Here is a 25218-nt window from a genome sequence, read left to right on the forward strand (position 1 = left end):
CTGCTGCAGCTAGTCGACCACCTCGGTCTCTCCCACGCCCCACAGATCGGTCGTGCGGATATATCCTTCGCGCTTGCCCATCGCGATGTGGCACCAGCCATCGTGACATTTCTCTATACGGCCGACCACGCCCGGTTCCGCGAGGTAGCGAACCTTGGCATTGTCGCCGGGCCCGGCAGCAACCGGCCGCGGATCGCCTTTCTTCACAACCGCCGTTCGGCGCTCGCTGAGCAAAGTCGCAAGCATCCACCCCTGCGCGCCGTCGGGATCCTGGATAAGGCGCCAATGTTCGTAACGCTTGACCACGCGAACTGGCAGGTCACGGCGCTTGTAAAGCCATATGCCGGGGTAAGTCTTGCCGGGACCGGTGCGCGTCATCGCTTCGCCGCTCGCGATGGATGCCCAGTAAGGCGGCTGCTTCTCTTGCGCGGCTGCAGCCGCTGACAGCACCAACAGGACTGCCGCAGCCGCCCCTCTGATGACCATCACGCGCCCGTGCGGATGCGGTCGACGAGCTGCTTCACCGTCGGGATGAAGCCATTCGAATAGAATGGGTCGCTCTTGAAGCGGAACGCGGCATGACCCGCGAACATCAGATTCTGCTCCACCGGTCCACCATGCGCGATATCCTGCAGGGTCTTCTGGATGCAGAAGCTTCGCGGATCGGCGAGCCGCCCGGTCGAATTCTTCTCATTGTCCGCCCATGACGAGAAAGCGCACTGGCTGAGGCAGCCCATGCACTCGGCCTGATCGACACGGATCTGCTTCTCTTCTTCCGGCGTCACGAAGATGAGCGTGTCGTCCGGGGACTTCATCGCATTGGTGTAACCCCGCGCATACCATTCGCGCGCGTGCTGAAGGTCGCCCTTCGTCACCCAGAAATTCTTCTTCGTGCCCACGCCAACGTCGAGCTGAAAGTGGTGATCCCCGATCGGCTCCTTGGTGTAGGCGATCTGGCGCTCGCTGCGCGCTTCGAGATTGCGCAGGAACGGGTTCCGGACCGCCGATGAATAAAAGCCGGTCGGGGAGAAGCGGTGCAGCAGCACATCGCCTTCCTCCAGCGTGAGCAGCCGCGCCTTCCATTCCGGCGGAATAGGGCTTTCCTGCGTGAGCAGCGGGCGCGTTCCGAACTGGAATACGATCTGACCGAGCTCCGGATTGTCGATCCAATCCTCCCACTCGTCCAGCCGCCAAACGCCGCCCGCCATGACGATGGGCACGCTGTCCGCGATCCCGTTCTCGCGCATGGTCTCCCGCAACGCCTTGACGCGCGGATACGGGTCCTGCGGCTTTCGAGGATCCTCGGCGTTCGAAAGGCCGTTGTGGCCGCCGGCGAGCCAGGGGTCTTCGTAGACGACTGCGGCGAGCCATTCGGCCGCCTTGTGATAGGCGCGCTTCCACAGGGCGCTGAACGCGCGCGCGGAGCTGATGATGGGCAGATAGCTCACGCCGTAGGATGCAGCGATCTCGCTCAGCTTGTACGGCATGCCGGCACCGCAAGTGACGCCGGTCACGAGGCCCTTGGTGCGTTCCAGGACGCCGTGCAGCACACGCTGGGCGCCGCCCATTTCCCAAAGCACGTTGATGTTGATGGCGCCCTTGCCGGACGCGATGTCGTAGGCGCGCTGCACCTGCGCCACGGCGCCGTCGATCGCATATTTGATCAGCTCTTCATGCCGTCCGCGGCGGGTGAGCTCCTCGTAGACCTGCGGAACTATGCGCCCTTCGGGATCATAGCTGTCGGCATTGACCGCAGAGACGGTCCCAATGCCGCCGGCAGCCGCCCAGGCGCCGGAACTCGCATGGTTCGTCGCGCTGACGCCCTTGCCGCCTTCGATCAACGGCCAGACTTCACGCCCGCCGTAGAGAATGGGCTTGAGGCCCTTGAACAAACTTTCTCTCCCGAGCGCATCAGGCGCCTTCCATCGCGCATATAGAGGCGGTTGCCGTGCAATGCGCGAAAAAAGTGAGCGGCGCCGGAAGCGGCTTCAGCCCCGCTCCATTCGAAGTCAGTGGTAGCAGCTTCCCGCCGCAACGGCACCGCCGAGCACGGCGCCTAACGCGCCGCCAATGGCCACGCCTACGCCAGTATTGCCGTGGTTGCCGTCGGTTCCCGCAATTGCGCCGCCAAGCGCCGCTCCAGCTACGCCGCCGACCGCGGCCCCTGCGCCAGGATTTGTGCAGCCGTACCCGTAATATCCGCCGTATCCCGGATAGCCGTACGCCGGATGCCCGTAATAGCCGTTCCCGTAGCCAGCAGACGGATAAGCGTATCCGGGATAAGCATATCCGGGCGCTCCATAGCCGTAGCCGTAGCCGGGATAGGCGTAGCCGGGCGCTCCGTAGCCGTAGCCTGGATAGGCATAGCCGGGAGCTCCGTAACCGTAGCCTGGATAAGCGTATCCCGGATATCCGTAGGTTGGGTAACCGTAGGCATAGGGCTGATAGCCGTAGCCCGCGTAATAGGGCCTCGAATAGCCATAGCCGTAGCCATAGCCGGCATAGGGGAAGAAGCCCGTGCTCAGGAAAAAAGAGCTATGGCTGTGACCGTGATGGCCATGGCCGTGCCAGTCGCCACCCCAATGCCCGTGGCCTCCGCTCCAGCTGCCGTGACCTCCATGACCGCCGCCCCAGCCGCCATGGCCGCCGCCCCAGCCGCCGTGACCCCCGCGCGCCTCTGACGCGCTCGGCGCCGCCGTGATCACCAATGCCGATAGGATGACTGCGAGTGTCCTCATGGAAAGACTCCTCGATGGGGGAGCGCGCTCAGTGCGCACGCAACAGGGCTTATGCCATCCGTACTGTTACGGAGCCGTTATCCTAAATTACATTAACGTAAGAATAATCGAGCCCGATATCGACTGCGGGCGCGGACTGCGTGATGCGCCCGACGGAGATGAAGTCGACCCCGGTCTCCGCAATCCCCTTGATCGTCTCGAGATTGACTCCGCCGGACGCCTCGAGCGGGACCCGGCCGCGGACGAGTTCAACGGCTTCGCGAAGAACCGCCGGGGGCATGTTATCGAGGAGAAGGCGATCGGCGCCTGCTGCCAGTGCGGGCTCGATCTGGTCGATCCGGTCGACCTCGACCTGGACCTGCAAGCCGGTCTCGGCGGAACGCGCGCGTCTAACGGCCTCAGCCACCCCGCCGCACACGGCGACGTGATTGTCCTTGATGAGGACACCATCATCGAGGCGCATGCGGTGATTGTGTGCGCCGCCCATGCGCGCAGCATATTTTTCAAGGATCCGCAGGCCCGGGAGGGTCTTACGCGTGTCGAGCACGATCGCCGCGGTTCCGGCGATCGCATCGACATATCGCCGGGTCAGGGTCGCAATGCCCGAAAGATGCTGGAGCGTGTTGAGCGCGGACCTCTCGGCCGTAAGCATGGCGCGCGCGTTTCCCTTGAGCCGCATCAGAACGGTCCCGGCATCAATGCCCTCGCCATCGCGCACTAAGGCAGCAAGCTCCGCACCCGGATCGAGCATACGAAAAAAGGCGGCCGCGATGTCCATGCCAGCGACGACGATCGGTTCACGGCAATTCATGTCGGCGGCCAAGACGGCATCCGCACCGATGGTCGCGCGCGAAGTTACGTCACCACCGGCGCCAAGGTCCTCGGCCAGGGTTCGCCGGATGAAATCATCGAGGTCAAAATCTTGTGGAAGCGCCATAGCGGCCGTCTAGGCGAGGCCCGCCGCCCGCGACAAGGTCAGTGGGCCGGTTCCGCTGACTTCCGCAGGACCCACTTGCCGCTCTGCCAGTCGTAGCGCTGCGCGTCGTTTGCCGCGAAATTCTCGCCCGTCCAGCCGTGGACCGTTACCGTGACGCTTCCTTCGGCGATGTCGATCCTGTTAAAGCTTTGCTCCTGCGCTCGGACGCGCGTCGACGTCGCCGTGCCTGCCTGCACGACGAGCACACCGCCGGCACGTGTGACCAGGTCGCCCGCATCCTGGCTTGATGCGTGGTGCGCATGGCCGGCAAGCAGCATGTCGACGCCGGAATCTTCGACCGCGTCGAGCGCCAGCTCCTGTCGCCCTATCGCCCGCTCCACTTCGTCCCCGACCGTCAAAGCGAACAGTGGGTGATGCGTGACAAGGATGCGCACCGCCTCGGCGGGGATGCGGGCAAATGTGTCGCGAATGAAAGCGACCTGGTCATCGTTGATGCGTCCGTCCTTGAAGGTGAGCGAACGCGCGGTGTTGACGCCGAGGACCGCGACGCCCGGCAGCTCGATGAACGGGCAGAGCGTCGCATCGATGAAGCGGCGGTAGCGCGCCAGCGGAGACAGGAAGCGACGAAGCACGTCGTAGAGCGGCACGTCATGGTTGCCGGGGACGCCGAGAACCTCATGGCCCCCATCACGAAGCCTTTCGAGAAATTCGCAGGCTTCCCTGAACTGCTCGGTGCGGGCGCGCTGCGTGAAGTCGCCGCTGACCACCACAAGGTCGGGCTTGAGTTCGGCTACGGACTGTTCGACCGCATCGACCAGGTCCTCGTCGTGGGCGCCGAAATGAAGGTCTGAAAGATGAACCAGGCGGGTCATGGACCGACAACGCGTCCAGACCCGCCCGGTTCAGCCTTACTTTGTTGCGCCTTCCGACGCGGTCGATGCGCCATCGACCGGGAAGCCGCGGCGCTTCAGCAACGCCGTCACGTCGGGATCACGCCCGCGAAAGGCGCGATAGGCCTCAATCCTGTCGGTCTCGTTGCCGGTCGCGAGGAGCATCGTCTTGAACCGCTCGGCAGTCGCCTTGTCCCATACGTTCCCGGTCTCCTCGAACGCTGCCCAGGTGTCCGCGTCCATCGTTTCCGACCAGAGGTAGGAATAATAGCCGGCCGAGTAGGAATCGGACGAGAAGAGGTGGTTCATCTGCGGCAGGCGGTGCCGCATTACGATCTCCTTCGGCATTCCGATCTTCGTAAGCGCATCGCGCTCGAACTTGTCAGGATCGATGACGCCGTTCGGGTCCGTGTGGAGCATCATGTCGACGATCGCGGACGAAAGATATTCCACCGTGGCAAAGCCCTGGTTGAAGGTCTCTGCCTTCTCGATCTTGTCGACGAGCGCCTGCGGCATCGGTTCGCCGGTCTTGTAGTGCTTGGCAAAGCGGCTGAGCACCGCCGGCGTCAGCAGCCAATTCTCATTCACCTGGCTCGGATATTCGACGAAGTCGCGCTGTGCTCCGGCGAAGCTCGGATATTCGACGTCCACCGTGAGATAGTGAATCGCATGGCCGAACTCGTGGAACATCGTCTCTGCGTCATCGAGGCTGATGAGAACCGGCTCGCCGGGTGACGGCTTGGTGAAATTGTTGTTGTTCGAATTGAGGACGATCTTGTCGCCGGTCAGCTGGACGCGGGCGCGATAGGCGTTGTGCCATGCCCCCGAGCGCTTGCCGGTCCGCGCATAGGTATCAAGATAGAACTCCCCAACGACGTGGCCGTCCTTGCGGTCGGTCACCTCGAAGGTGCGGACGTCCGGGTGGAAGACCGGTACGGTTCCGGTGTTCTCCTTGAAGTCGTAGCCGTAGAGCTCTCCGGCCGCCCAGAACATCCCGTTGAGGATGTTATCGAGCTGGAAATAGGGTTTTATCTCGTCCTGGCTAAGATCGAAGCGAGCCTTGCGGACCTTCTCCTGATAATAGCGATAGTCCCACGGCTCGATCGTGATCTTGTGGCCAAGCTTTTTCGCGAGCGCCTGCTGGTCGGCGACTTCTTCGTGGACGCGCGCGACGGCCGCCGGCCACACCCGCATCATCAGGTCCATCGCCCGCTGCGGCGTCTTGGCCATGGTGTCCTGCATCCGCCACTCGGCATGATTGGCGAAGCCGAGCAGCCTGGCGCGGTCGGCGCGGGTTTTCACGATCTTGGCGACCGTCTCGTTGGTATCGTTCGCGTCGCCATTGTCCCCGCGGTTCACGAACGCGCGCCAAACCTTCTCACGCAGCGCGCGGTTGTCGGCAAAAGTGAGGATGGGATCGACCGCCGAGCGCGTGTTGACGATCGCATATTGGCCGGCCGCAAGCTTGCGCTCCTTGCCGGCCGCGAGCGCCGCATTCTTCACATCCTGCGGAACGCCCTTCAGATCAGCCGAAGTCGCGGTGATGTACGTGCTTTCGTCCGCTAGGACCTTCTCGCTGAACGTCGAGAAAAGCGTCGCGAGCTCCTGGTTATAGGCTGACAGCTGCGTCTTCTGCTCGGGATTGAGGTTCGCGCCGTTGCGAACGAACGCATCATAGTAGCGCGTGACGAGCCGCTGCTGCTTCGGGTTTAGGGAAGCGCGCGCCTCGTAGACGGCCTTGATCCGCTGAAACAGTTGCGGATTGAGCGTGATTTCGTCGCTCGCGGCCTGGAGCTTCGGGCTCCATTCCTTGTCGACCGCCTGCACTTCGGGGGTCGCCAGGTTGCTCGACAGGACTCCGAACAGGGTCTGCACACGATCAAGCCGCCGACCGCCCTTTTCGATCGCTTCAATCGTGTTTGCGAAAGTCGGCGCTTCGGGGTTGCCGGCAATCGCCGAGAACTCACGGCGCTGCTCGTCGATGCCGAACTGGAAAGCCTCCGGAAAGAGCGACGCCTTTACCTTATCCCACGGCGGAACTCCGCCGTAAGGCCCGGTCCATTCCGCAAGCAATGGATTGTCGGGAACGGGAATGGGAACCGGAACAGGCTCGGCCACGGGCGCCGGTTCGGCAGCCGCCGTCGGTCCGGCATCGATTCCAGTGTAGCTATTGCCGCCGGCGCAGGCAGCAAGCGTGAGCACCGCCGTGCCCGCGAAAAGCAGATGTTTCATGAATCCCCCTTCAAGATCTCCGTCGGCAACTAATCGCAGCCGCCGCTTGAGCAAGCGCCCGTTCGACGAACGGCAAGGACGCAGCTTCAGAAATGCATGAACATCAGCAGCTTGACGTCGATCCCGAATCCGGCGGCCCTCTTGTCTTCGACGAAACGCGGGATGTCCGGGCGCGGCACCAAGTGGACGTTGATATCCTCATGCTCGTCGCCTCCGCCGGGCCCGATCCGGCGTACTCCATGAGCCCGGACCAAAGTAAATCCTTCGCTCAGCATGCCTGGCGAGGCGTAGAAATCGCCCAGCCGCTCAACTCGTTCGGCGGTGAAGCCGGTCTCCTCCTCAAGCTCCTTGATCGCTGTCGCTTCGACCGTGGCGTCCCTGTCGACGTCCCCTACCAGGCCAGCGGGCAGCTCGAGGCACCGGCAGCCCGTCGCGGCGCGCGGCTGGTCGACCAAAATGGTTTTGCCCTCGAACTCGGCGACGACAACGACGGCGCGAATATCGTTCGTGCGCGATGCGAATTCCCATTTCCCCTTCTTGATCGCACGCACGAATTTACCCGCCCACATGACCTCGGCCGGCGCATCGTCATCTAGGCTCATAGTTCGATCAGCTTGTCGGGAATTTCGTTGGTATCTGTAACGGAGCGCGGGAAATGCTCGGCAAGCACTTTGCCGACTTCCCCAATGGCGGCGACCATCCCCTCCGCGACGCGGTCCTGCTTCACCTCAATGAGGAGAGCCTCCATCGCATCGCCCCATGTGCCGGCGTCTGTGACCTTCGCGATAGCCTCGTCAGCCACGATTTCCGCGCGACGCTCTGCCATGGACAGGTAGATCAGGATGCCTGTGCGGCCAATCGTGCGGCGCTCTGCAGCCGCCTTGAAGACGGCAATTGCGCGCCTCCGCACGCGTCGCTGCTTGGTCGCGCCTGGCGTCAGCGCCAGGCGCAAAGGCATCCACCTGAGGATCAGAAGCGCGACCGTGAACTTTAGCGCCGCGAAAACCAGGAGCAGCGTCAGCAGCTGTCCGAGAGGAGGGTCGGGCTGCCAGCCGCCAAGAAAGAAATCATACCACCACACCAATGCGGTCGGGCGCCACGCTGCCCAGGCAAGTACCGCGAACAGCGGGATCAGAGCCCAATGCAGGGCGACATCGTGGTACGGATCGCTGATCGGCGTGGTAACGGCCACGATCTCACCGTCGCTATTCGCTTCTGCTGCGGCGATCGCAGTACTGACCTTGTCGTGATCGGCATCCGACAGCTGCTTCACCACGAGCCAGACGCTCCGCCGCCGCCGAACGAGCCGCCGCCAAATCCACCGAACGAGCCACCTCCGCCGCCGCCCCAGCTGCCACCGCCGCCGCCCCAAGAACCTCCGCCGCCTGAGCCAGGTCCCCACAAGATAATGGGTCCGCCCCAACCGCGCCGACGGCGATGGCGGCGGCCGCCGGCCCGACGCGCGAACATGCTGATCATGAACAGGATGATGATCATCCAGAAAATAACCGGCAATATGCCCGGGCTTTGGTCCCTTCGCGCCTGCTGCGCCTTGTCGGCCTGTGCCGCCCTCGCCTGAGCCTCGTTCGGCGGGAGGCTCATCTGCTTGATAATCGCATCCGCGCCGGCCTCGATCCCGCCGCCATAGTCGGGCGGATTCTGCTTGAAGTGCGGCAAGATCGCTTCGCGGATGATGATCCCCGACATCGCATCGGTCATGTAGCCGCCAGCACCGTAGCCCGTGGCGATGGAGACTTTACGCTCGTTGGGCGCGACAAGGAGGAGGACGCCATCGTCACCCTTCGCGCTTCCAAGCTTCCAGTCGCGACCTAGCCGGTATGCGTAATCGTCGACCGGATAACCTTCGAGGCTCTTGACGGTGGCGACCGCGAATGCGCGTCCGCTCTGCGCATAAAGCGCCTGGGCCTTCGATTTCAGGTCGATCACCTGCTCAGGACGCAGGATGCCAGCCTGGTCCACGACGGGCGAACCGTTGTTCTTTGGAAAAGTCTGCGCGGCGGCCGGTGCCGCCAGCGCCAGCAGCGCCAACCAAAGCAGCGCGAGGAGCTGTTTCAACTTAGCCGGCGTTGAAGTCGACCGTCGGCGCTTCCTGCGCCTTGGCCGACGCTGCGAAAGGCACCTTCGGCTTGGCGCCGTAGAAGATCTTCGCGCCGATCGCGTCCGGGAAGGTGCGGATGCGGGTGTTATAGGCCTGCACCGCCTCGTTATAGTCGCGGCGAGAGGCGTTGATGCGGTTCTCGGTGCCCTCGAGCTGGTCCTGAAGCGCCAGGAAGTTCTGATTCGATTTCAGATCGGGATAGGCTTCCTGAAGTCGCTGCAATGGGATGATCGCGCTCGACAGGCGGGCCTGAGCATTTTCGAATGCCTGAACCTTGGCCGGGTCGCTGAGATCGTCCGCGCTCAGCTTCACGCTCGTGGCACTGGCCCGCGCCTGGGTCACCTCGATCAGGACCGTCTTCTCCTGCTGGGCATAGCCTTTGACCGTGCTGACGAGGTTGGGGATGAGATCGGCGCGACGCTGGTAGTCCGCCTGCAAATTCCCCCAGGCGGCGTTGACCTGCTCCTCGGCCGTTGGGACCGAATTGAGCCCGCAGCCCGCGAGGCTGAATGCGGCGAGCGGTGCAACCAAACCAAAGCGGCGAAGTGCGGTCATCGTCCCCTCCGAAACATCATGTCGGGCGCATAACTAGAGAGACCGTCGTTTCGTTTCAATGGTGTCTTAGAACTACAACACAGCTGCGCAACAGCTTTAATTAGGCTAAGGCTGGACTGACGTTCGAAGGGGGGATCCATGCTGACGGAATTCCGGGACTTCATTGCCAAGGGAAATGTTCTCGACCTCGCAGTCGCCGTGATCATCGGCGCAGCTTTCGCGACCATCACGACCAGCCTTACGGGTGACATCATCATGCCGATGGTGGGCGCGATCTTCGGCGGCCTGGATTTCTCAAGCCACTTTACGTTGCTCGGCCCGATCCCGGATTCCTTCAAGGGCGACCCGGCCAGCTATGCCGACCTCAAGAAGGCCGGCGTCGCGGTGCTAGGCTGGGGCCAGTTCATCACGGTTCTGATCAACTTCCTGATCCTCGCCTTCATCATCTTCCTGCTTGTCCGCTGGGCGAACAAGATGACGAGGAAAGGGCCGGACGCGCCAGCAGGCCCCACCGAAGTCGAGCTGCTGGCGGAGATCCGGGACGAGCTGAAGCGGCGCTGAGCCTTACTTCGGGCGGCCGTTGATTCCGGCCGCTTTGCGCAGGTCATCACCATCCATGACGTAACCGTCGCTGACGACAGTCAGGACCCGGCGCAGCGCGCCGAGATCGTTCGCGACATCGCCGTCGACGAGCACCATGTCGGCTTCCTTGCCCACCGCGATCGAGCCTGTGCGCTTGTCTGCGCCGACCATGCGCGCCGGGACGATGGTTGCGGACTGGAGCGCTGCGGCCGGCGTGAATCCGGCATCGCGATAGAGCTCGATCTCACGAACCAGCTCCATGCCCTGGCCGTCCGTCCCGGCAACGATCGTCACTCCGGCGTTATGGAGCTCGCCGACGAGCTGAACGAGCTTGGCCCAGCTCTTCCGATAATCGTCACGCGTATAGCCCTTCACCAGTGGATGGCCGGCAGCCTTGAAGCTGCGGTCATAGACGGGCGAAAGGATGCCCATGTACGACGCATAAGCCGCGGCAGGCGTACCGCCGTCCGAAATCAGTGACGCTTCGAACGTGACCAAAGTCGGATCGATGATCGTGTGGCGCTTGGCGAGGTCCGCGTAAAAGGATTGCATCGCCGGGCTCTTGAGGTCCACGTCCTTGAAATATTTGGCTGGGCCCTCGAGGCGCTCGGCGGTGTTTGCCTTGTCGACGACTTCCTGCGGCATCGCCTGCATCGCGACGAAGTTGATATGCGTGATCTCGTCGTAGCCGGCCTTCACGGCGTCCCACGGTCGCATGTGCGCGGGGACGTGACCGTGAACGTGCATGCCGAGCTTGTGCGCTTCGGCGGCAGCGGCCGGGATCCAGTCCGGATTCATCGACGTGTAGAACTTGACGCCCCACAGACCTGCATCGTGGATCTTGTGAACGGCGGCGATAGCCTCCGCCTGGCTGGACACGATCTCCGCGCCCTGCGCAGCCAGCGGATCCTTCTTGTCGATGATCTGCGAGATCCAGGGCTCGCCCATCAACAGGTCGTGCGACTTCCAGCGCTTTGTCGCGTCGACTGCGCGGTCGATCTCCGTTCCGGGGCTGCGGAAGCTGGTGATGCCTTCCGCGACATTCATCAGCACGCTCCAGTCGTCACCGATATGGAGGTGGCTGTCCCACATTCCCGGCACGAGCGTCTTCCCCCGGCCGTCGATCACCTTGACGTTGGGGGGCGGAGCAATTGATCCGCCGTCGGCGACCGTCTTGATCTTGCCGTCCATCGCGAGAACCGCGCGGTCTGCGAGGAACTTGCCGGAATCCGCATCGAACAGCTGTACGTGGTCGAAAAGAACCGGAGCGCGGTTCGCGTCAGCCAGGAAGCGATGAGCGATGTCGCGGACAGCCTTCGCCGTCTCCGCATCCTGGAAGTCGTTCATGACTTTCAGATTGCCCTCATATCCAGCGGGCATCGTCGAGATATAGCTGACCTCCGCGAAATATTTGCCGTCCGTGTCGAGCCAAACCGGCGAAGGGGCAGGCGTAATGCCGCGTATCCACGCGAGCTGGACGGTCTTAGGTCCATTCGGCCCCTTGATTGACAGGGTCGAGGACTTCTCAAGCGTTACATGGCCGCTCGGATAGAGGTCCACGCCGGCGCTCCCGGCCTTCACGAGCTTATCGACGAGCGGCATGTTGGCCATATTCGTGCCGCCGGTAGCGAGATAGAATGCAGGCTTGGCCGGCAGTTCGCCGCTGTCCGCGGCGGCTTTCCAGACCGCTTTTCCGTCCGCCACGCCGAACGTTTCAGCCGCGTCCCCGCTCGGCGTGACGCCCCGGATGGCGATCGACGTCGGAACACCATCGGCGCCGAGCTTCATCACTTCATCGATCTCCGTGATCCAGCCGCGCAACGACTGCGAATAGCGCGAGGCGATGGAACCGTCGGGCTGCGTCCAGACCCATTGATCGCCGTGCTTCCCGGCGGCCGAGACGACGACGTAGTGGGTCGCGCCCGCTGGCGGATTGAGCAGTTGATCCTTCGGCGTAGGCTCGGCGAGAGAATGTGCGGAAGCACTGGCGAGCAGCATCGCGGCAAGCGTCGAACGCATTTTCATGAATGGAATCCCCCTTCGATCTGGCCGCACCATGGCGGCTCCGGCGCGATGCGCAATGCCCGCATCGACAAATCGGCAAACGGAGGTCGTGGAAGTCCGAGGGATTCTGTTGCCCGGCTCCCTCGGAGGCCGCTGGAATCCCCTTCTGTTGCCCGGTGGGGTCCAACCGCGCTTTAGCTTTGTAACTTCAGACCGTTAGGCCGTCAGTTACGCAGCAATAGCGAGCGCCTCGTTATCGTTGGCACTTGTGTGAATGAACCGTCACGGTGGCTCAATCCGATCGGCAATCAGGCCTTTATTGCACTCGTCGATCCTATTTCGCCCCCATCAGCAGCCGTCGAAACCCGTTCGAAGCGGCGGCTGGTGGTGGAGGCGCCGGGGTACTGCCCCCCGGGTCCGAAATGCCTATTCCACCCAACAATCTACCGACATAGCCGGTTGCCCGGCCTACCTAAGATAGGATTTTTGACCTGTAATCTCAAGGAAAGGGTCTGGAACCGACGCGCGTTCTGCTGGTATGGCCTTTTCAGGTAAAACCACCTCCAGGGGACAGAAGCTAATGAAATTGCGTGTTTTTGCTTTGGTCGGCACAACTGCACTGACTCTCGCCGCATGCAGCAGCAACAACGAGGACACGGTGAACAACGCTGAGATGAATCAGCCCGCAGCCGACCTGAATGCCCTCTCCAATGATGCTGCCACGGATGCCGCCAATGCCGAAGCCGAAGCGCTCGGCGCGCAGCAGCAGCAGCTCGAGCAGGAAAATGCGTCCGACAATACCGTCAATCCGGCCGACGCGGACGAGCAAAACGTCAGCGGGATGTAATTTCCCGATCGATTTGGATGATAAGCCGCCCAGGCGAATGCTCGGGCGGCTTTTTCTTTGAGATGGCCAGGCCTAACTGCGTCCCATGGCGGACGAGGCTATACCTGCGGCGACACTCATTCTCGTACGCGAATGCGTTGACGGTCCGCCTGAGCTTCTTCTCGTGGAACGGTCAGCCGGGATGGCGTTCGCGGCGGGCGCGCTCGTCTTTCCCGGGGGACGGATCGACAAAGCCGATCATGAACTTGCCAGCGACCACCCCGAAGGGGACGGCGCCATGATCGCGGCAATCCGCGAGACAATCGAAGAAACCGCAATTCCAGTCGGTTTGCGCCCGGTTCCAGAAGCGAACGACGCACTGCGGCTACAGGACGCGCTGGCAGCCGAACGCCCTTTCTCACAAGTCCTATTGGAAATGCGGCTTGAGCTCGATCTCACGCAGCTGGCCCCTTTCGCGAGATGGGTGCCGAAATTCCACGCGGTGCGTCGCTTCGACACGCTCTTCTTCATCGCGCAGGCTCCCGCTGGGGAATGGACGCCGCGCGTGATCGAGGGCGAATGCGCAGCCGCCTATTGGATGACCGCGTCGGAGGCACTGGAGCGCGAGACGCGACAGGAGGCGCAGCTGATTTTTCCGACGCGACGCAACCTCGAACGCCTCGCCCAGCATCTGAGCTTTGCCGAAATCGTCGCCGATGCGCACGCGCACCCAGTCGAGCCGATCACGCCGTGGGTCGAGGAACGGGAGGGCGAAAAGTTCGTCACTATCCCCGATCATCTCGGTTATCCGGTCACTCAGGAGGCGCTCGTTGGATTGTGGCGCGGGTGAGAGCGGGCCGAGTCGCTTCGCCATCAAAGAAAAAGGGGACCCGCCGCTAGGCGGATCCCCTCTGATACGAACTGGTCCGAAGACTTATTTCAGATGGTTCGAGAGGTGCTTGTTCATCTCGAACATGCTGACCCGGTCCTTGCCCCCGAAGACCTTCTTCAGCTTGTCATCAGCGAGGATTTCCCTCTTGTTTTGAGGGTTTTGCAGGTTGTTCTTGCGAATGTGGTCCCACACCTTCGAAACGACCTGGCTGCGGGGAAGCGGCGCACTGCCGCAGATCGCCGCGAGATCCGCCGAGGGTTGAACTGGGCGGGCCAGTCCGCCCCCTGCCTTACGACTGCCTTGTGCCATCACGGCCCTCCTGTTGTTCCTGTCTGTGGATAGAGCGCAAAGCCGCTCCCTTTGCAATGCCGTTGCAGAGGGAAATTCAGCGATCGGCCGCTCCAAACGGCACGACCCGGTTGTCGACGTCGTGGCCGATGTCCGCCCGGCCTCCGTAAGGGATGCCCGAGCGCACGCACCATTCCTCGACGATGGCGGATTCGTCGCGCCCGAAATCAGGGTCGTTGGAAGGTATATCGCCCACCCTGCCTAGGCGCAGCCGGGCCACCTTACGAACGTTGGGGCTGGCGGTCAGATGAAACATCGTCCGGTCGATCCGGTAGTGATGCTCGCTCACGTCCTCGATCAGCAGATCCACGCCTGCGAGATCGGGCTCCAGCACCGTTCCCAGCAAGGATCCGAGAACGGTGAGGTTGAACGCCATAGCGGGCATTTGCAGGGATGGCTCCAGGGCAGAGCTGTCGCGCTTCACGAACCAGTCCAGGGCGCGCGAGACCGCCGCCTCGCCCCCTTGCCGGACTGCATCCTGTGGCATTGGCCCCCACACGGCGCTGAGGCCCGCCTTCTGCAGCCCGGCGTGAAGGAAACCGGCATCGCTATACCCAAGATAGACCTTGTCGCGCGCTGCCGATGGGAGATCCGTCAGCGCTGCCTCGGCGATACGATTGGAGCCGTAACCTCCCCGGGCAAACCAAACAGCGTCTACCGCGGGGTCCGCCATCACCTCGCGAAGCGCCTCCAGTCGTGCTGAATCGGGTCCGGCGAAATGACCGTCTTCCAGGAAGCATTGCGGGTGGATTGCCAGCTCGCAGTCGCCGCGGTCGTCCGCGATTGCCAAGACGGCCTCGGCCGCTTCGCGTTTGAGGGTGCAGCTCGGGGCGACGACGGCGATCTTCACCGCCATTCCCTATTTGTGTTGCAGGCGTGCGCGCAATAGGGCCGCGCCAATGTTTGATTCACCAGTGTTCTTCAGCGGCATCGGCGGCAGCGGCATGCTTCCCCTTGCCAGCATCGTGCGTGCCGGCGGTGCGAAGGTCGCCGGCTCCGACCGCTCGCTCGATGCCGGCCGGACGCCGCACAAATTCGACTATCTGCGCTCGCTCGGGATTCAGCTCTTCCAGCAGGACGGTTCAGGTCTTGCGCCGGGGATGACTTTGGTCACCTCGGCCGCGGTCGAGGACACGGTCCCGGACGTCGTCAAGGCCCGCGAGCTCGGGCTCCAGCACCTGACCCGCCCGCAATTCCTCGCCCAGCTACTCAACTCCGCGCAGCGCAGCGTGGCGGTCGGCGGCACGAGCGGCAAGTCGACGGTCACGGGCATGATCGGCTGGATCCTTCACGCCTGCCACCGCCAGCCCACCGTGATGAACGGTGCCGTGATGAAGAATTTCGTGACGCCGTCCGCACCCTTCGCCAGCGCCCTGGTGGGCGATCCCGAGCTGTTCGTAAGCGAGGTCGACGAGAGCGACGGTTCAATCGCCCTGTATCAGCCCGAAGTCGCGGTCCTCACGAACATCAGCCTAGACCATAAGGAAATGGCCGAGCTTCGAAGCCTGTTCGGCGCGTTCGTCCTCCGGGCACGCAAGTCGGTGCTCAACCATGACGATCCGGAAGTTCGCGCCATTGCGGACGTCGTGCCCGCCGAAAAGCGGATCGCTTACGGCTTCGACAGCCCGGGAGCCGATCTGATGGGCAAGGATCTCCAGCTGCTTGCGGACGGCGTCTCCTTTGCCCTCGAGGCGGACGGCGAGCGCTACGACGTGCGGCTGCCTGTCCCCGGCCGCCACAATGCGTCCAACGCGCTGGCCGCGCTCGCTGCCACGAAGGCGCTCGGCGTGCGGCTGGAGGATTCCGTGGCTGCGCTGGGCCGGTTCGAAGGCTTGAAGCGACGCCTGGAAACGGTTGGCGTCGCCGGAGAGGTCACCGTCATCGATGACTTCGCGCATAATCCGGACAAGATCGACGCTTCGCTTTCAACGCTCCGGGCGCAGCCTGGACGATTGCTGATCATGTTCCAGCCGCACGGATACGGGCCGCTCGCGAAGATGGGCGACGAGCTTGCCGACAGCTTTGCCAAAGGGATGGCGCCCGGGGATCAGCTGTTCCTGCCCGACCCGGTCTATCAGGGCGGCACGGTGGAACGGAGCCGAGGTTCGGATTGGCTTGCGGCCCAGATTGCGGAACGGGGCGCGGCGGCGACGCATGTTCCGGAGCGACCGAAAATCGCCGACCTGCTGGTTTCGGAGGCCAAGCCCGGCGACCGCATCGTGATCATGGGAGCGCGCGACGACACGCTCATCGATTTCGCTGAGGACCTTGTGCACCGGCTTGGCGGACGGAACTGATCCGCGGCTCTAGCGTCGATTTCGCATGGCAAGGCCAGGATCGGTAACAGGCTGGAAACTAGATGCCGACGACCGCGAGCTGCTGCTGCGGCATTTCCCGCCCACATATGATGATGTCATCGCCGATCATGTGACATTGCGCCTGGGAGCGACCGCGCAGACTCCCCTACCCCGCAAACCCACCGCGCGCGTCGTGGGAATGGCGGACGACGGCCGCAGCCTGGAATGCCTGGTGGTCGAGCTCGATGGGACGACCGACCGGCCGGACGGTTCGACCTACCATATAACCTGGTCCCTAGGCGCGGGGCGGAATGCCCGGGAAAGCAACGACGTCTTGCGTGATCAGGGCTGGACGCCGGTCGATGAGTCGATCGCAATCGAATTGCAGCCGGCACGCTTCTGATGAAGCCGTCACAGCCGCGACTGTTCCTCGATTGCGACGGCGTACTCGCTGACTTCGATGAAGGCGCGCGGCAACCGCTGGGCGCGTCTCCGCGGCAGTTCGAAGTCAGGCACGGCCGCCGTGAGTTCTGGCGACGGATCGCAAAGGCCAGGAACTTCTATGGATCGCTGCCGGAGATGCACGACGCGCGACTGTTGTTCGACGCCGTCGAGCATCTAAAGCCGACAATCCTCACCGGCCTTCCGCTGGGTCGGTGGGCCGCGCCGCAAAAAGTCGAATGGGCCGCGGAGCATTTTCCCGGCGTTCCGATCATCACATGCATGGCGCGGGACAAGCACAGGCACATGCATCCCGGCGATGTCCTCGTGGACGATCGCGAAACCCACCGCGCGGCGTACGAGGCCCACGGTGTGGTCTTTGTGCATCACAAGAGTGCCGAGGACAGCCTCAGACAGCTCGGGAGGATCTATCCGTCGGTGAAAGCGCCGGAGAGCGCCTAGGCTTATGCCGCGGCCTTGAGGTCGACCTTCTCGACCCACTCGGGCCAGAACACCGGTTCGCGGCTCGACCAGCCCGGCGCGGTCGCCGCGCTCTCGCTGATCGACTGGAGCAAAATGCGCCGGCGATCGGGATGCAGGTGAGGAAGGGCCGCCGCAGCACAGAAAGCGGACGGAAGCCACGGGCGCGACGCCGCACCGATAAGCCGCTCGTACAGGAAGCGATAAGCTGCAAAATTCGGTAGCCGGTCCTGGCCAAGATCGAAAGCCGAGATGGTGATGAGCATGCCGATGAAGGGGTCGATCATGTCGAGACCGCTGTCATCCGGCACCTGCAGCCGAAGGTGATCGAGCTGCTTGTAAAGGCGAGCCTGGGCGCGGATCGAGGCTGCTTCACCCTCGTCGCGGGCCCAGCATTCGATCGGGTCGCGGCGACCATATGCAACATCGAGCGACCGGCGGATGTAGCGCTGCGTAGCCTTCGGGAAGCTCGCGAACTCCTTCATCTCCGAGATCAGCATCGCGCCGCTTGCCGGCTGGCTGGTCCGCGTAATCATGAACCCGACTCCTTTTGCCCGAGTAGGATCATGCGGCTGATTTGGTTGCGTATTGCTTAACCACAGTCCCACCCCCCGTTCAGATTGAATCAGAGGGGAGTCATTGCGTCTAGGCCATAAATTAACCAGCGCCCTCAAAACTGTGGATTGTTGATTTATTGCAACGCCGAGGCGATTTAGTGACGGTGCCGTAACTTATTCTGGAAATCCGGATGACGGCACGGGTTCGTCGGAGCAGCCCGGTTGCGCTGCTGCCGGCGGATCCGACGCATCCATGGATTCATCGCTTCCGACATCGACCTTGGCATCAAGGTTGTCAGGATTCTTCTTGAGCCGCTGCTCGAGCTCGCGATCGGGCTCGGCCGAAGTTACCGGCGGCGGCACGGTGTCAGACTTCTTGGGATCGCTCACCCGTTCCTCCAATGTGTTGCGGCTTTGAAACGAGCGGCATCGGGGCGCGTTCCGTGAGCCCCCCGTTCGACCGGCCGCGGTCATGTTTCTGCCAATGGGCAGGTGGAGGTTTGCGGGACCAAGTTTATGGTACAAGACAGCGCTGATGCGCATGCTTCCCCATCCTACGGTCGTTGAACACCGCCTGAACGATTGGCCGCTCGCGGTGAAATCGATCTTCGGCATGTGGTTCGTTTATTATCTCACCGTCGTCGCCCGGGCCTTCCTCACCGAAGACCCATGGACGATCATGGCGAACCGCCTGCTGACTGTATCGATCGGTGTGGCGCTGACGGCCGGCATCTATGTGGTGTTCGCGCTTTATGCGCGCGACACGAAGATCAAGCAGCGCATAGTCATCGGGGGAGTGGCGTCGTTCGTGGCGGCTGCCGCCCAGGCCGGGCTTCTGATCGCTGCGGACCGGTTCCTCGAAAAGCCCCAGGAGGAGATGCGCTTCATCTCACGCGAAGGCTATTCGATCGTCGAGACAGGCAACACGATGCGTCTGGAACGGCCGGGTCAGGCGCCCCTCGTCGTTACCTGGCCCAGGCTCAACCAACTGCATGGAAGCGATCAGTTCCGTTATGCGGCCGACTCCACCGTCACCTGGTTCTTCTTCTTTGCAGCCTGGACCGCCTTCTACATGGCGATGCTCGCGCAAGCGGAAGCGCTTAGGGTCGAGCGGCGCCTCGCTGTCGCGGAGAATGCTGCCCAGGTGGCGCAGGTCCGGGCGCTACGTTACCAGGTCAACCCGCATTTCCTCTTCAACACGCTCAATTCTCTGTCTTCGCTCGTCATGACGGGGCGGACCGATCGAGCGGAGACCATGTTGCTCGCGCTCTCGACCTTCTTCCGCACCAGCCTTTCGCTCGATCCGACCGCGGAGGTCACGCTGGCCGAGGAGATCGATCTCCAGCGCTTGTATCTCGATATCGAAAAAGCCCGCTTCCCCGACAGGCTGCATGTCGACATCAGAGTTCCCGAAGGGCTCGAACAAGCACGCCTACCCGCCCTCATCCTGCAACCGATTGTCGAGAACGCGATCAAATATGGCGTCTCGAAGAGTCGAAAGGCCGTCCTCATCGAGATCGAGGCTCGTCATCTCGGCGACGGCCGCATGGTCGTTGAGATCAGCAACCGCCTGAAGAACGGCGGCGAAATCGACCTTCCGACAGCGACCCATGAAGGGACCGGCGTTGGCCTGGCCAACGTATGCCAGCGCCTGGAAGCACGCTTCGGCAATCGCGCCAGTTGCCGCTACGGCCCGATTGCGGGTGGCGGATTCAAAGTATCGCTCACAACTCCAGTGGAAACCCATGCCCCCTGAATCGAAGCCGCTGCGCGTCCTGATTGCCGATGATGAACCGCTAGCGGCCGAAAGGCTGCAGCTGCTTCTCGCGCGCGCAGAAGGGGCGCAACTCGTCGGCACCGCCAGTGACGGGGATTCCGCGATCAACCTCACCGAAGCGCTGTCGCCTGACGTACTGCTGCTGGACATCGCGATGCCCGGCCTCGACGGAATTTCCGTCGCGCGAGCGCTAGCCGCGCAAAACCCTTCGCCGGCGGTGGTCTTCGTGACCGCTTTCGACCAGTTCGCGGTCGCCGCGTTCGAGGTTGAGGCCGTGGACTATCTGATGAAGCCGGTCGATCCCAACCGGCTGCAACGCGCCCTCGATCGCGCACAAGCCTATCTCCAGCAGCGCGTGAGCCAGCCGGCCCCGTCTGGCGGCTCGAAATGGCTGGAGGAATTCTGGGCATCGGACCTGTCAGGCCTCGTCCGCATTGCAGCGCGCGACGTCGACCGGGTATCTGCCGAGCGCGATTACATGCGTCTGCACGTGGGTCGCCGAAGCTGGCTGATCCACCATTCAATGGCGGCGCTGGAGGAAGGGCTGAACCCCGAGATCTTCGTCCGGCTTCATCGCTCGGCGATCGTTCGCAAGGACTTCATTGCGGGCTTCACGCGAAACCAGTCGGGTCGCTGGATTGCCAGGCTGGCGGACGGGACGGAGCAGCCGGTGGGCCGGCTCTATTCGGATCGCGTCCGCGCGATTGCCGGACGCTAGAAAATCAAACCGCCGCGGCTCCACGTAGAGCGCGCGGCGGTAGTCGACACCATCATCAGTGTGCCGAAACGGTAATACCCGCGGCGGCGCCGAGGACTTCGACGCTTCCCCGACGATAGTTGTCGATGGCAGCCTCGACAGCAGGCGCTGCGCGGGTGATCGCGTCCGAGGTGCAGACCCGATCTGCCCGCACGACCGCCAGATCGGGCGACATGCCGGCGGCGCACACGATGTCAGCGGCGTTGGACACCCGGCGCTTCAACTGCTGCTGGCCCGCAAGGCTGCTGAGGTTGATGCCGGAGTATGGCACGACGACGCTGTCCGAAGTTTGAGCGTGACTGACGGTCGGTAATACTAGGGCCGAAGCGGCGACCAGCGCGGCCATGGCCGGAAATGTCTTCAACATGACAGAACCTCCTGTTGCGACGCGGGGCGGCTGTAGTTGGAAGGGGACAATCCCCGCGTCGCAGGGTCCTTATGGCCGTCGCGGATGACGCGGTCGCGCTCGTGTCGATGACAGTTCGTAACTTGTCGGCTTGCGGACAAACGGCCCTTCGCCGACAGCTGAATCGACGAACGGGGGTCAGCTGGCGTTCAGGTTTTCCGGGATTTCCCTGATATTTCGATCGACCGCGGCGGTCACTGCAACGTCCATCGTCACATTGCCGACGGTGCGGAATATATCCGGGATCATTTCCACGGCGACGAGCAGCGCAAGCGGCGCGATGGGCGCGCCCAGGGCGAGCGCGATGGGAGCGATCGAGCTGATGAAGCTGACCTCTCCCGGAAGGCTGACGGCGCCATAGCTCATGACTGCGCCGACGGCCGTCGCTGCGATCATTTGCCCAAGTGTGGGCTGAAGACCGAGCCAATGAGCGACGTAAAAGGCGACCGCGACATTCATCGCCGGGCCGGTCGCACGAAAAAGAGCCACGGAGATCGGCAGGGTAACGTCGGCGACCTGTTCCCGAACGCCCATTTCGCGACAGGCCGAGAGCATGGCGGGGAGCGAGGCGAGCGAAGACCGGGTTGAGATCGCCACCGCCTGCGGCCCGAGGGTCGCACGTCCGAAAAGGCCCGGCGGCATGCGGCCGGCCAGGATCGCGAGCGGATAGGCCGTCAAGGTGACGAGGATGCCTACAATCGAGATGAGAACGATGTAGTGCCCAAGCCCCGCGAACGCCGCCGCGCCGGCCGCGGAGCCGACAGTGTAAGCAAGTGCGAACACGCCAAGCGGTGCAAGCCACAATACCCAGCCGATGATGACGAGCAGGGCGTCGGCAATCGCCTCGAACAGGCCGACCACGCTGCGCCGCCCTTCAGCGGAGATCTGGGCCAAGGCCAGAGCGAAAAGGACCGAGAAGACGACAAGCGGCAGGACGTCGCCGTTGACGGCGGCAGCAAAGACGTTGTCGGGGACGATCCCCTTGAAGAATTCGCCGATGCCGGGAAGCGGCGCCGATGCCTTCTGCTCGGCAGCGGTCAGCGCTGATTCAAGTCCTTCGGCCGTTCCCCGCGGCAAGGGGAAGACGCTGGTCAGGAAACGGATCATCAGTGCGCCGAAGGCAGCCGATGCCGTGCAGATGATCACGATCCAGAGGACGGAGCGGCCCGCGATGCGGCCCGCGCTGGCGGCTTCCCTGCCCCGCGCGATGCCGACGATCAGCAGCGCGACCACCAGCGGGATGACCGTCATCTTGAGGGCGTTGAGCCAGAGGCCGCCGACGAAAGTTGCAATGCGCACAAGGGTCTCGTGGACTCCGGGCGCGACATCTCCGAGCATCGCGCCGAGGGTCAGGCCGATGACGAGCGCGATCAGCGCGCCATAAACGCGCAGGCCGCGGCTACCCTTGCTCGCTCTGGTGGCCGCGGCTTTGGTCAACGGGGCTTTCTGAACTTGTAGACGAAGCGGTCAGTCTTTCCTCGGATCTTGGGGTCGAACACCAGCAGCGAATGATCGTCAGCGGCATTGCGGTACATGTCGCTTTGCCCTTCGAGCACGAAGCCCGCCTTTTCGAAATCCGCCTTCACGACAGCCGGATCGATACGATGCAGCTTGTCGACGACCGCCCGGGTGTCGCCGCCGGCATTCGCAACATGGTCGACAACACCGACGATGCCGCCGGGCTTCATCGCCGCATAGACCCTCTGGAGGAAGGAGGTCGGCTCCATGTGCTTCACGCCGAATTTCGCGTTCTCCCAATAGACGTCATGATAATCGAGGTTGATCAGCATGAAGTCCGCGAAGTTGGTGGGAAGCTCGGGCGCTTCGAACGGCGAGGCGACGATCGAAACGTTCGGGTTCTTCGATGCGAAGGCCTGGAAGGCCTCCTTGGCTTTATCGTCGTAGAATTGGGTGGGTTCCCACACCAGCACCTTGCCCGTCGGTCCGATGGCCGGGGCGGTGATCTCCGCCCAGTATCGGTTGCCGCCGAACATATCGAGCACAGTCATGCCCTGCTCGAGACCCAGGAACTTCAGCAGCTCCGCCGGCTTGCGGGATTCGTCCAGCTTCACATTATCGGCGCTCCGAGACTGTAACGCTACCGCGGAAGCAACCCCAGCAGGAGCTGCTGCGGTCGTCGGCGACAGTGGCGCGGAAGCAAGCGCGAGAATCAGTGCGAGAGATGCGAGCTTTGCCATCGAAACCCCCTTATGAATGCTCTGACGGGCTGCACAATATCCTTCGCGCACGGCAATCCGTCTTCGACGAACCTGCGCGCCCAGGCGATCAGGATTCCGCGGGTCGACGATCAGCCGAAGAGTGCTTGCCGCCGGTCCAGGCTCTCGGGCGGCCAGATTTGGCTGCTGTCGTAATAAGCTTCGACCGCAAGCGCCCCCTCAGGGAGCCGCACCCAGGGCAGCTTGGACCGCGTATAAATGTGGATGTCCGGTTCCACCTCACCGGGATGATCGAGCGTACCCACGCGGACGAAGCGCAGGACATCGTTCGCGCCGCCATAATTGCTCCAGAGCGCGACCTTGCAATCGGGGCAGCGCCAGACCTGCTGCCCACGCCCGCTCTCGCTCGGGGTCATGATCGGCTCGGGCGAGCCCTGGAGTAACTCGACCTGATCGCTTTCGATCAGCGCATTGATCGCAAATGCCGACCCGGTTTCGGTCTGACAGGATGTGCAATGGCAGCAGTGAACGAACATCGGGTCGCGATTGAGGCGATAGCGCACCGCGCCGCAGGCACAGCCGCCATCGCGCTTCATGCGGCCTTCCGTTCTGCCGAGATCGACGCGACCAGCTTGAGCGCTTCGTGGGCCGACAAGGCCGCACCTTCCTGCCAGGCGCCCTGGTAGCTCAGGTGCTCGCCCGCGAAGACGATGGGCCCCTCCGGTTTTAAAAGCTCCGCATAAGCCGCTCCGCGATCGGCGGGCGCGAACGGTCCCCCCGGCCAGTTCGGCGTCACCCCTTCCGACCAGCGCGTCAGCCTCCAATCGACGGTCACGCCCTTTGCCAAAAGGTGCGACTTGCCCGGATGCGACGCTTCCACCGACTCCCTACAGGCCTGGAACCTCTGCTCGTGGCTCAACGCAGAGAAGGCTTGCGGATTATCGGGTCGCGTAAACGCCAACACGTAGGAAGCGACCAGCACACCTTTGGGGCTTCCGATGCCGCTGGAAGGATACATGATCGTCTCGGTAATCCGGTCCGTCCAACCAAGGCCGCCGTAGATGTGATCGTCCGTCTCCCAGAAGCGAGGAGACTCGAACGCGACCTTGATCGGCTGGAAGTAATTGACCGCGCGGAAGGCCGCCTTCTTGGCCGGTGAGAAGTCGTTCGGCAGCCTCGCAAGAAGGTTCATCGGGATGGTGCAGACGCAATAGTCCGCTTCCGTCGCCTGCGTGCCCGGCCCGTGCTCTATCCGCACCCGGTCGCCCGTGCGGCGGATAGCGGTGATCGGGCTGCTCAGCCGCACGCTTGGCTTCACCTGCTCGTAAAGGGCGTGGGCAATCCGATCCATTCCGCCGACAGGCTGGAGCATCGTCGCCTGCATCTCGTGGATATGCTCGAAGATGTAAGGAAGCGTGATCGCCTGGTTCGGCAGCAATTCCTTCAGCGACAATGGCGGGACGGGCTGCGGCACCTGGTTGTACCCGCCGCCATCGACGGAATAGCCGGAAGAGCCGCCGGTCTGATACCGGCCTTCGCCGTTGAGTTGCGAGTAAGCCGCGAGGAATTGTCTGAACGCGGCGAGCTCGTCCTTCGGCATCTCCTGGTCGAGGGCATGTTTATCGATCGCCTTGGCCAGCAATTCGCCGACATGCCCGCGGATGTCGTTCACCATGCGGCGCTCCGGCTGGACCTTCCCGGCGAAATCCCAAGGCACATTCCGATTGCTGTTGACCCACACTTCCAGCGGAACGCCGAGCCGGTGGGCGTAACCGAGAATGCAGCGGTGCGTCGACGGGAGCCGCGCAGCGCCGGCATTGAAGTACAGGCCCTCGTCGAACGCGGCGCGCTGCAGCGGCCGGCCCATCTGCTCAACCGCATCGCCGCCACGGATGGTCCACACGCGACCGGCAACGCGATCGCGCGCCTCGAGGACCGTCACATCATAGCCGGCGCGCCGAAGCTCATATGCGGACACTAGGCCTGCGATCCCGGCACCGAGTATCACGACCGACTTGCCGCCGCCGCTGCCGCGCGGGAGCTCGAAATTCTCGGCGCCGGCCGGGGTTGCGACAGCCAGGCCGAGCGTTTCCATCGCGAGATAGGCAGCGCCAACCCCTCCGACGGCACCAATTCGCTCGAGCACCGCGCGCCGTGTGAGTCCCATTGCCCCTCCCCCGCTTTCGCTACGTTTTGGGTTCGA

The 25218-nt window shown here is 63.1% G+C and carries 28 protein-coding genes and 1 other RNA gene; 8 read left to right on the forward strand and 21 right to left on the reverse strand.

All coding sequences use genetic code 11. The features are described from left to right. Nucleotides 1-9: 9 nt before the first annotated feature. The 10 genes from LZ538_RS05480 to LZ538_RS05525 form a co-directional block, all read right to left on the reverse strand. Complete coding sequence (locus tag LZ538_RS05480) at nucleotides 10-486, reverse strand: SH3 domain-containing protein (protein WP_249831006.1); 477 nt, start codon at nucleotides 484-486, stop codon at nucleotides 10-12. Continuing rightward, complete coding sequence (locus LZ538_RS05485; protein ID WP_249831007.1) at nucleotides 486-1892, reverse strand: NAD(P)H-dependent flavin oxidoreductase; 1407 nt, start codon at nucleotides 1890-1892, stop codon at nucleotides 486-488. Before LZ538_RS05485 ends, LZ538_RS05480 begins: the two co-directional genes overlap by 1 nt. Before the next feature lie 117 nt (nucleotides 1893-2009). After that, the gene (locus tag LZ538_RS05490) at nucleotides 2010-2738 is read right to left on the reverse strand and encodes a hypothetical protein (RefSeq protein WP_249831008.1); all 729 of its coding nucleotides are present in this window, start codon (nucleotides 2736-2738) and stop codon (nucleotides 2010-2012) included. An 82-nt stretch (nucleotides 2739-2820) separates the two neighbouring features. Then, entirely contained in the window at nucleotides 2821-3675 is an 855-nt protein-coding gene (nadC, locus tag LZ538_RS05495) for a carboxylating nicotinate-nucleotide diphosphorylase (protein WP_249831009.1), read from the reverse strand. 38 nt (nucleotides 3676-3713) lie between these two features. After that, complete coding sequence (locus LZ538_RS05500; RefSeq protein ID WP_249831010.1) at nucleotides 3714-4547, reverse strand: metallophosphoesterase family protein; 834 nt, start codon at nucleotides 4545-4547, stop codon at nucleotides 3714-3716. A 36-nt stretch (nucleotides 4548-4583) separates the two neighbouring features. Beyond that, nucleotides 4584-6797, reverse strand: coding sequence for a M3 family metallopeptidase (locus LZ538_RS05505; RefSeq protein WP_249831011.1), 2214 nt, complete (start codon nucleotides 6795-6797; stop codon nucleotides 4584-4586). An 86-nt stretch (nucleotides 6798-6883) separates the two neighbouring features. After that, nucleotides 6884-7399 (reverse strand): NUDIX hydrolase, encoded by a 516-nt coding sequence (locus tag LZ538_RS05510; RefSeq protein WP_249831012.1) that lies wholly within the window; start codon nucleotides 7397-7399, stop codon nucleotides 6884-6886. Beyond that, nucleotides 7396-8070 (reverse strand): TPM domain-containing protein, encoded by a 675-nt coding sequence (locus tag LZ538_RS05515; protein ID WP_347402741.1) that lies wholly within the window; start codon nucleotides 8068-8070, stop codon nucleotides 7396-7398. Before LZ538_RS05515 ends, LZ538_RS05510 begins: the two co-directional genes overlap by 4 nt. Further along, nucleotides 8067-8873 (reverse strand): TPM domain-containing protein, encoded by an 807-nt coding sequence (locus tag LZ538_RS05520; protein WP_249831014.1) that lies wholly within the window; start codon nucleotides 8871-8873, stop codon nucleotides 8067-8069. The genes LZ538_RS05515 and LZ538_RS05520 overlap by 4 nt, the downstream gene beginning before the upstream one ends. A 1-nt stretch (nucleotide 8874) precedes the next feature. After that, complete coding sequence (locus LZ538_RS05525; RefSeq protein WP_249831015.1) at nucleotides 8875-9471, reverse strand: LemA family protein; 597 nt, start codon at nucleotides 9469-9471, stop codon at nucleotides 8875-8877. 138 nt (nucleotides 9472-9609) lie between these two features. On the opposite strand from LZ538_RS05525, the gene mscL reads away from it, so the two are divergent. Next, a complete protein-coding gene (gene mscL, locus LZ538_RS05530) occupies nucleotides 9610-10032 on the forward strand; it encodes a large conductance mechanosensitive channel protein MscL (RefSeq protein ID WP_249831016.1) in 423 nt (140 codons plus the stop codon). A 3-nt stretch (nucleotides 10033-10035) separates the two neighbouring features. Here mscL and LZ538_RS05535 read toward each other — a convergent pair whose 3' ends face one another. Both LZ538_RS05535 and ssrA read right to left on the reverse strand, forming a co-directional pair. Continuing rightward, on the reverse strand, nucleotides 10036-12078 hold the full coding sequence (locus LZ538_RS05535; protein ID WP_249831017.1) for an amidohydrolase family protein: 2043 nt from the start codon (nucleotides 12076-12078) through the stop codon (nucleotides 10036-10038). A gap of 134 nt (nucleotides 12079-12212) precedes the next feature. After that, nucleotides 12213-12564, reverse strand: a transfer-messenger RNA (tmRNA) gene (gene ssrA, locus LZ538_RS05540). Between the two features lie 73 nt (nucleotides 12565-12637). On the opposite strand from ssrA, the gene LZ538_RS05545 reads away from it, so the two are divergent. Next, the gene (locus tag LZ538_RS05545) at nucleotides 12638-12904 is read left to right on the forward strand and encodes a hypothetical protein (protein ID WP_249831018.1); all 267 of its coding nucleotides are present in this window, start codon (nucleotides 12638-12640) and stop codon (nucleotides 12902-12904) included. 85 nt (nucleotides 12905-12989) lie between these two features. After that, the gene (locus LZ538_RS05550) at nucleotides 12990-13733 is read left to right on the forward strand and encodes an NUDIX hydrolase (RefSeq protein ID WP_249831019.1); all 744 of its coding nucleotides are present in this window, start codon (nucleotides 12990-12992) and stop codon (nucleotides 13731-13733) included. Between the two features lie 84 nt (nucleotides 13734-13817). On the opposite strand, the gene LZ538_RS05555 is transcribed toward LZ538_RS05550, so the two are convergent. Beyond that, entirely contained in the window at nucleotides 13818-14084 is a 267-nt protein-coding gene (locus LZ538_RS05555; RefSeq protein ID WP_249831020.1) for an SWIB/MDM2 domain-containing protein, read from the reverse strand. A 76-nt stretch (nucleotides 14085-14160) separates the two neighbouring features. Continuing rightward, complete coding sequence (locus LZ538_RS05560) at nucleotides 14161-14979, reverse strand: LD-carboxypeptidase (RefSeq protein WP_249831021.1); 819 nt, start codon at nucleotides 14977-14979, stop codon at nucleotides 14161-14163. A gap of 43 nt (nucleotides 14980-15022) precedes the next feature. Between LZ538_RS05560 and LZ538_RS05565 the strand changes: the two genes are divergently transcribed. From LZ538_RS05565 to LZ538_RS05575, 3 genes are read left to right on the forward strand one after another with little or no spacing between them, the layout of a single operon-like run. Next, nucleotides 15023-16420 (forward strand): UDP-N-acetylmuramate--L-alanine ligase, encoded by a 1398-nt coding sequence (locus tag LZ538_RS05565; RefSeq protein WP_249831022.1) that lies wholly within the window; start codon nucleotides 15023-15025, stop codon nucleotides 16418-16420. Between the two features lie 25 nt (nucleotides 16421-16445). Next, nucleotides 16446-16823, forward strand: a complete 378-nt coding sequence (locus tag LZ538_RS05570) for a hypothetical protein (RefSeq protein WP_249831023.1) — start codon at nucleotides 16446-16448, stop codon at nucleotides 16821-16823. Continuing rightward, nucleotides 16823-17323, forward strand: a complete 501-nt coding sequence (locus tag LZ538_RS05575; protein WP_249831024.1) for a 5' nucleotidase, NT5C type — start codon at nucleotides 16823-16825, stop codon at nucleotides 17321-17323. Before LZ538_RS05570 ends, LZ538_RS05575 begins: the two co-directional genes overlap by 1 nt. A 2-nt stretch (nucleotides 17324-17325) precedes the next feature. Here LZ538_RS05575 and LZ538_RS05580 read toward each other — a convergent pair whose 3' ends face one another. Both LZ538_RS05580 and LZ538_RS05585 read right to left on the reverse strand, forming a co-directional pair. Beyond that, the gene (locus LZ538_RS05580; protein ID WP_283937639.1) at nucleotides 17326-17877 is read right to left on the reverse strand and encodes a P-loop NTPase family protein; all 552 of its coding nucleotides are present in this window, start codon (nucleotides 17875-17877) and stop codon (nucleotides 17326-17328) included. A gap of 195 nt (nucleotides 17878-18072) precedes the next feature. Beyond that, nucleotides 18073-18288 (reverse strand): hypothetical protein, encoded by a 216-nt coding sequence (locus LZ538_RS05585; protein ID WP_249831025.1) that lies wholly within the window; start codon nucleotides 18286-18288, stop codon nucleotides 18073-18075. A 145-nt stretch (nucleotides 18289-18433) separates the two neighbouring features. Here LZ538_RS05585 and LZ538_RS05590 point away from each other — a divergent pair, with 145 nt between their 5' ends. Then, nucleotides 18434-19654, forward strand: a complete 1221-nt coding sequence (locus tag LZ538_RS05590; RefSeq protein ID WP_249831026.1) for a sensor histidine kinase — start codon at nucleotides 18434-18436, stop codon at nucleotides 19652-19654. Then, a complete protein-coding gene (locus LZ538_RS05595) occupies nucleotides 19644-20393 on the forward strand; it encodes a LytR/AlgR family response regulator transcription factor (protein ID WP_249831027.1) in 750 nt (249 codons plus the stop codon). Before LZ538_RS05590 ends, LZ538_RS05595 begins: the two co-directional genes overlap by 11 nt. Nucleotides 20394-20448: 55 nt before the next feature. On the opposite strand, the gene LZ538_RS05600 is transcribed toward LZ538_RS05595, so the two are convergent. The 5 genes from LZ538_RS05600 to LZ538_RS05620 all read right to left on the reverse strand — a co-directional run bounded on the left by LZ538_RS05600 (nucleotide 20449) and on the right by LZ538_RS05620 (nucleotide 25182). Further along, nucleotides 20449-20799: a UrcA family protein gene (locus LZ538_RS05600; protein ID WP_249831028.1), complete on the reverse strand. Its 351-nt coding sequence runs from the start codon at nucleotides 20797-20799 to the stop codon at nucleotides 20449-20451. 177 nt (nucleotides 20800-20976) lie between these two features. Then, nucleotides 20977-22275, reverse strand: a complete 1299-nt coding sequence (locus LZ538_RS05605; protein ID WP_249831029.1) for a dicarboxylate/amino acid:cation symporter — start codon at nucleotides 22273-22275, stop codon at nucleotides 20977-20979. Beyond that, nucleotides 22272-23036, reverse strand: coding sequence for a class I SAM-dependent methyltransferase (locus LZ538_RS05610; protein WP_249831030.1), 765 nt, complete (start codon nucleotides 23034-23036; stop codon nucleotides 22272-22274). The genes LZ538_RS05605 and LZ538_RS05610 overlap by 4 nt, the downstream gene beginning before the upstream one ends. A 110-nt stretch (nucleotides 23037-23146) precedes the next feature. Further along, complete coding sequence (locus tag LZ538_RS05615) at nucleotides 23147-23611, reverse strand: GFA family protein (protein WP_249831031.1); 465 nt, start codon at nucleotides 23609-23611, stop codon at nucleotides 23147-23149. Continuing rightward, nucleotides 23608-25182, reverse strand: a complete 1575-nt coding sequence (locus LZ538_RS05620) for a flavin monoamine oxidase family protein (protein ID WP_283937640.1) — start codon at nucleotides 25180-25182, stop codon at nucleotides 23608-23610. The genes LZ538_RS05615 and LZ538_RS05620 overlap by 4 nt, the downstream gene beginning before the upstream one ends. Between the last annotated feature and the right edge of the window lie 36 nt (nucleotides 25183-25218).

The organism is Sphingomonas hankyongi, assembly GCF_023516575.1.
GTDB classification, from domain to species: Bacteria; Pseudomonadota; Alphaproteobacteria; order Sphingomonadales; family Sphingomonadaceae; genus Sphingomicrobium; species Sphingomicrobium hankyongi.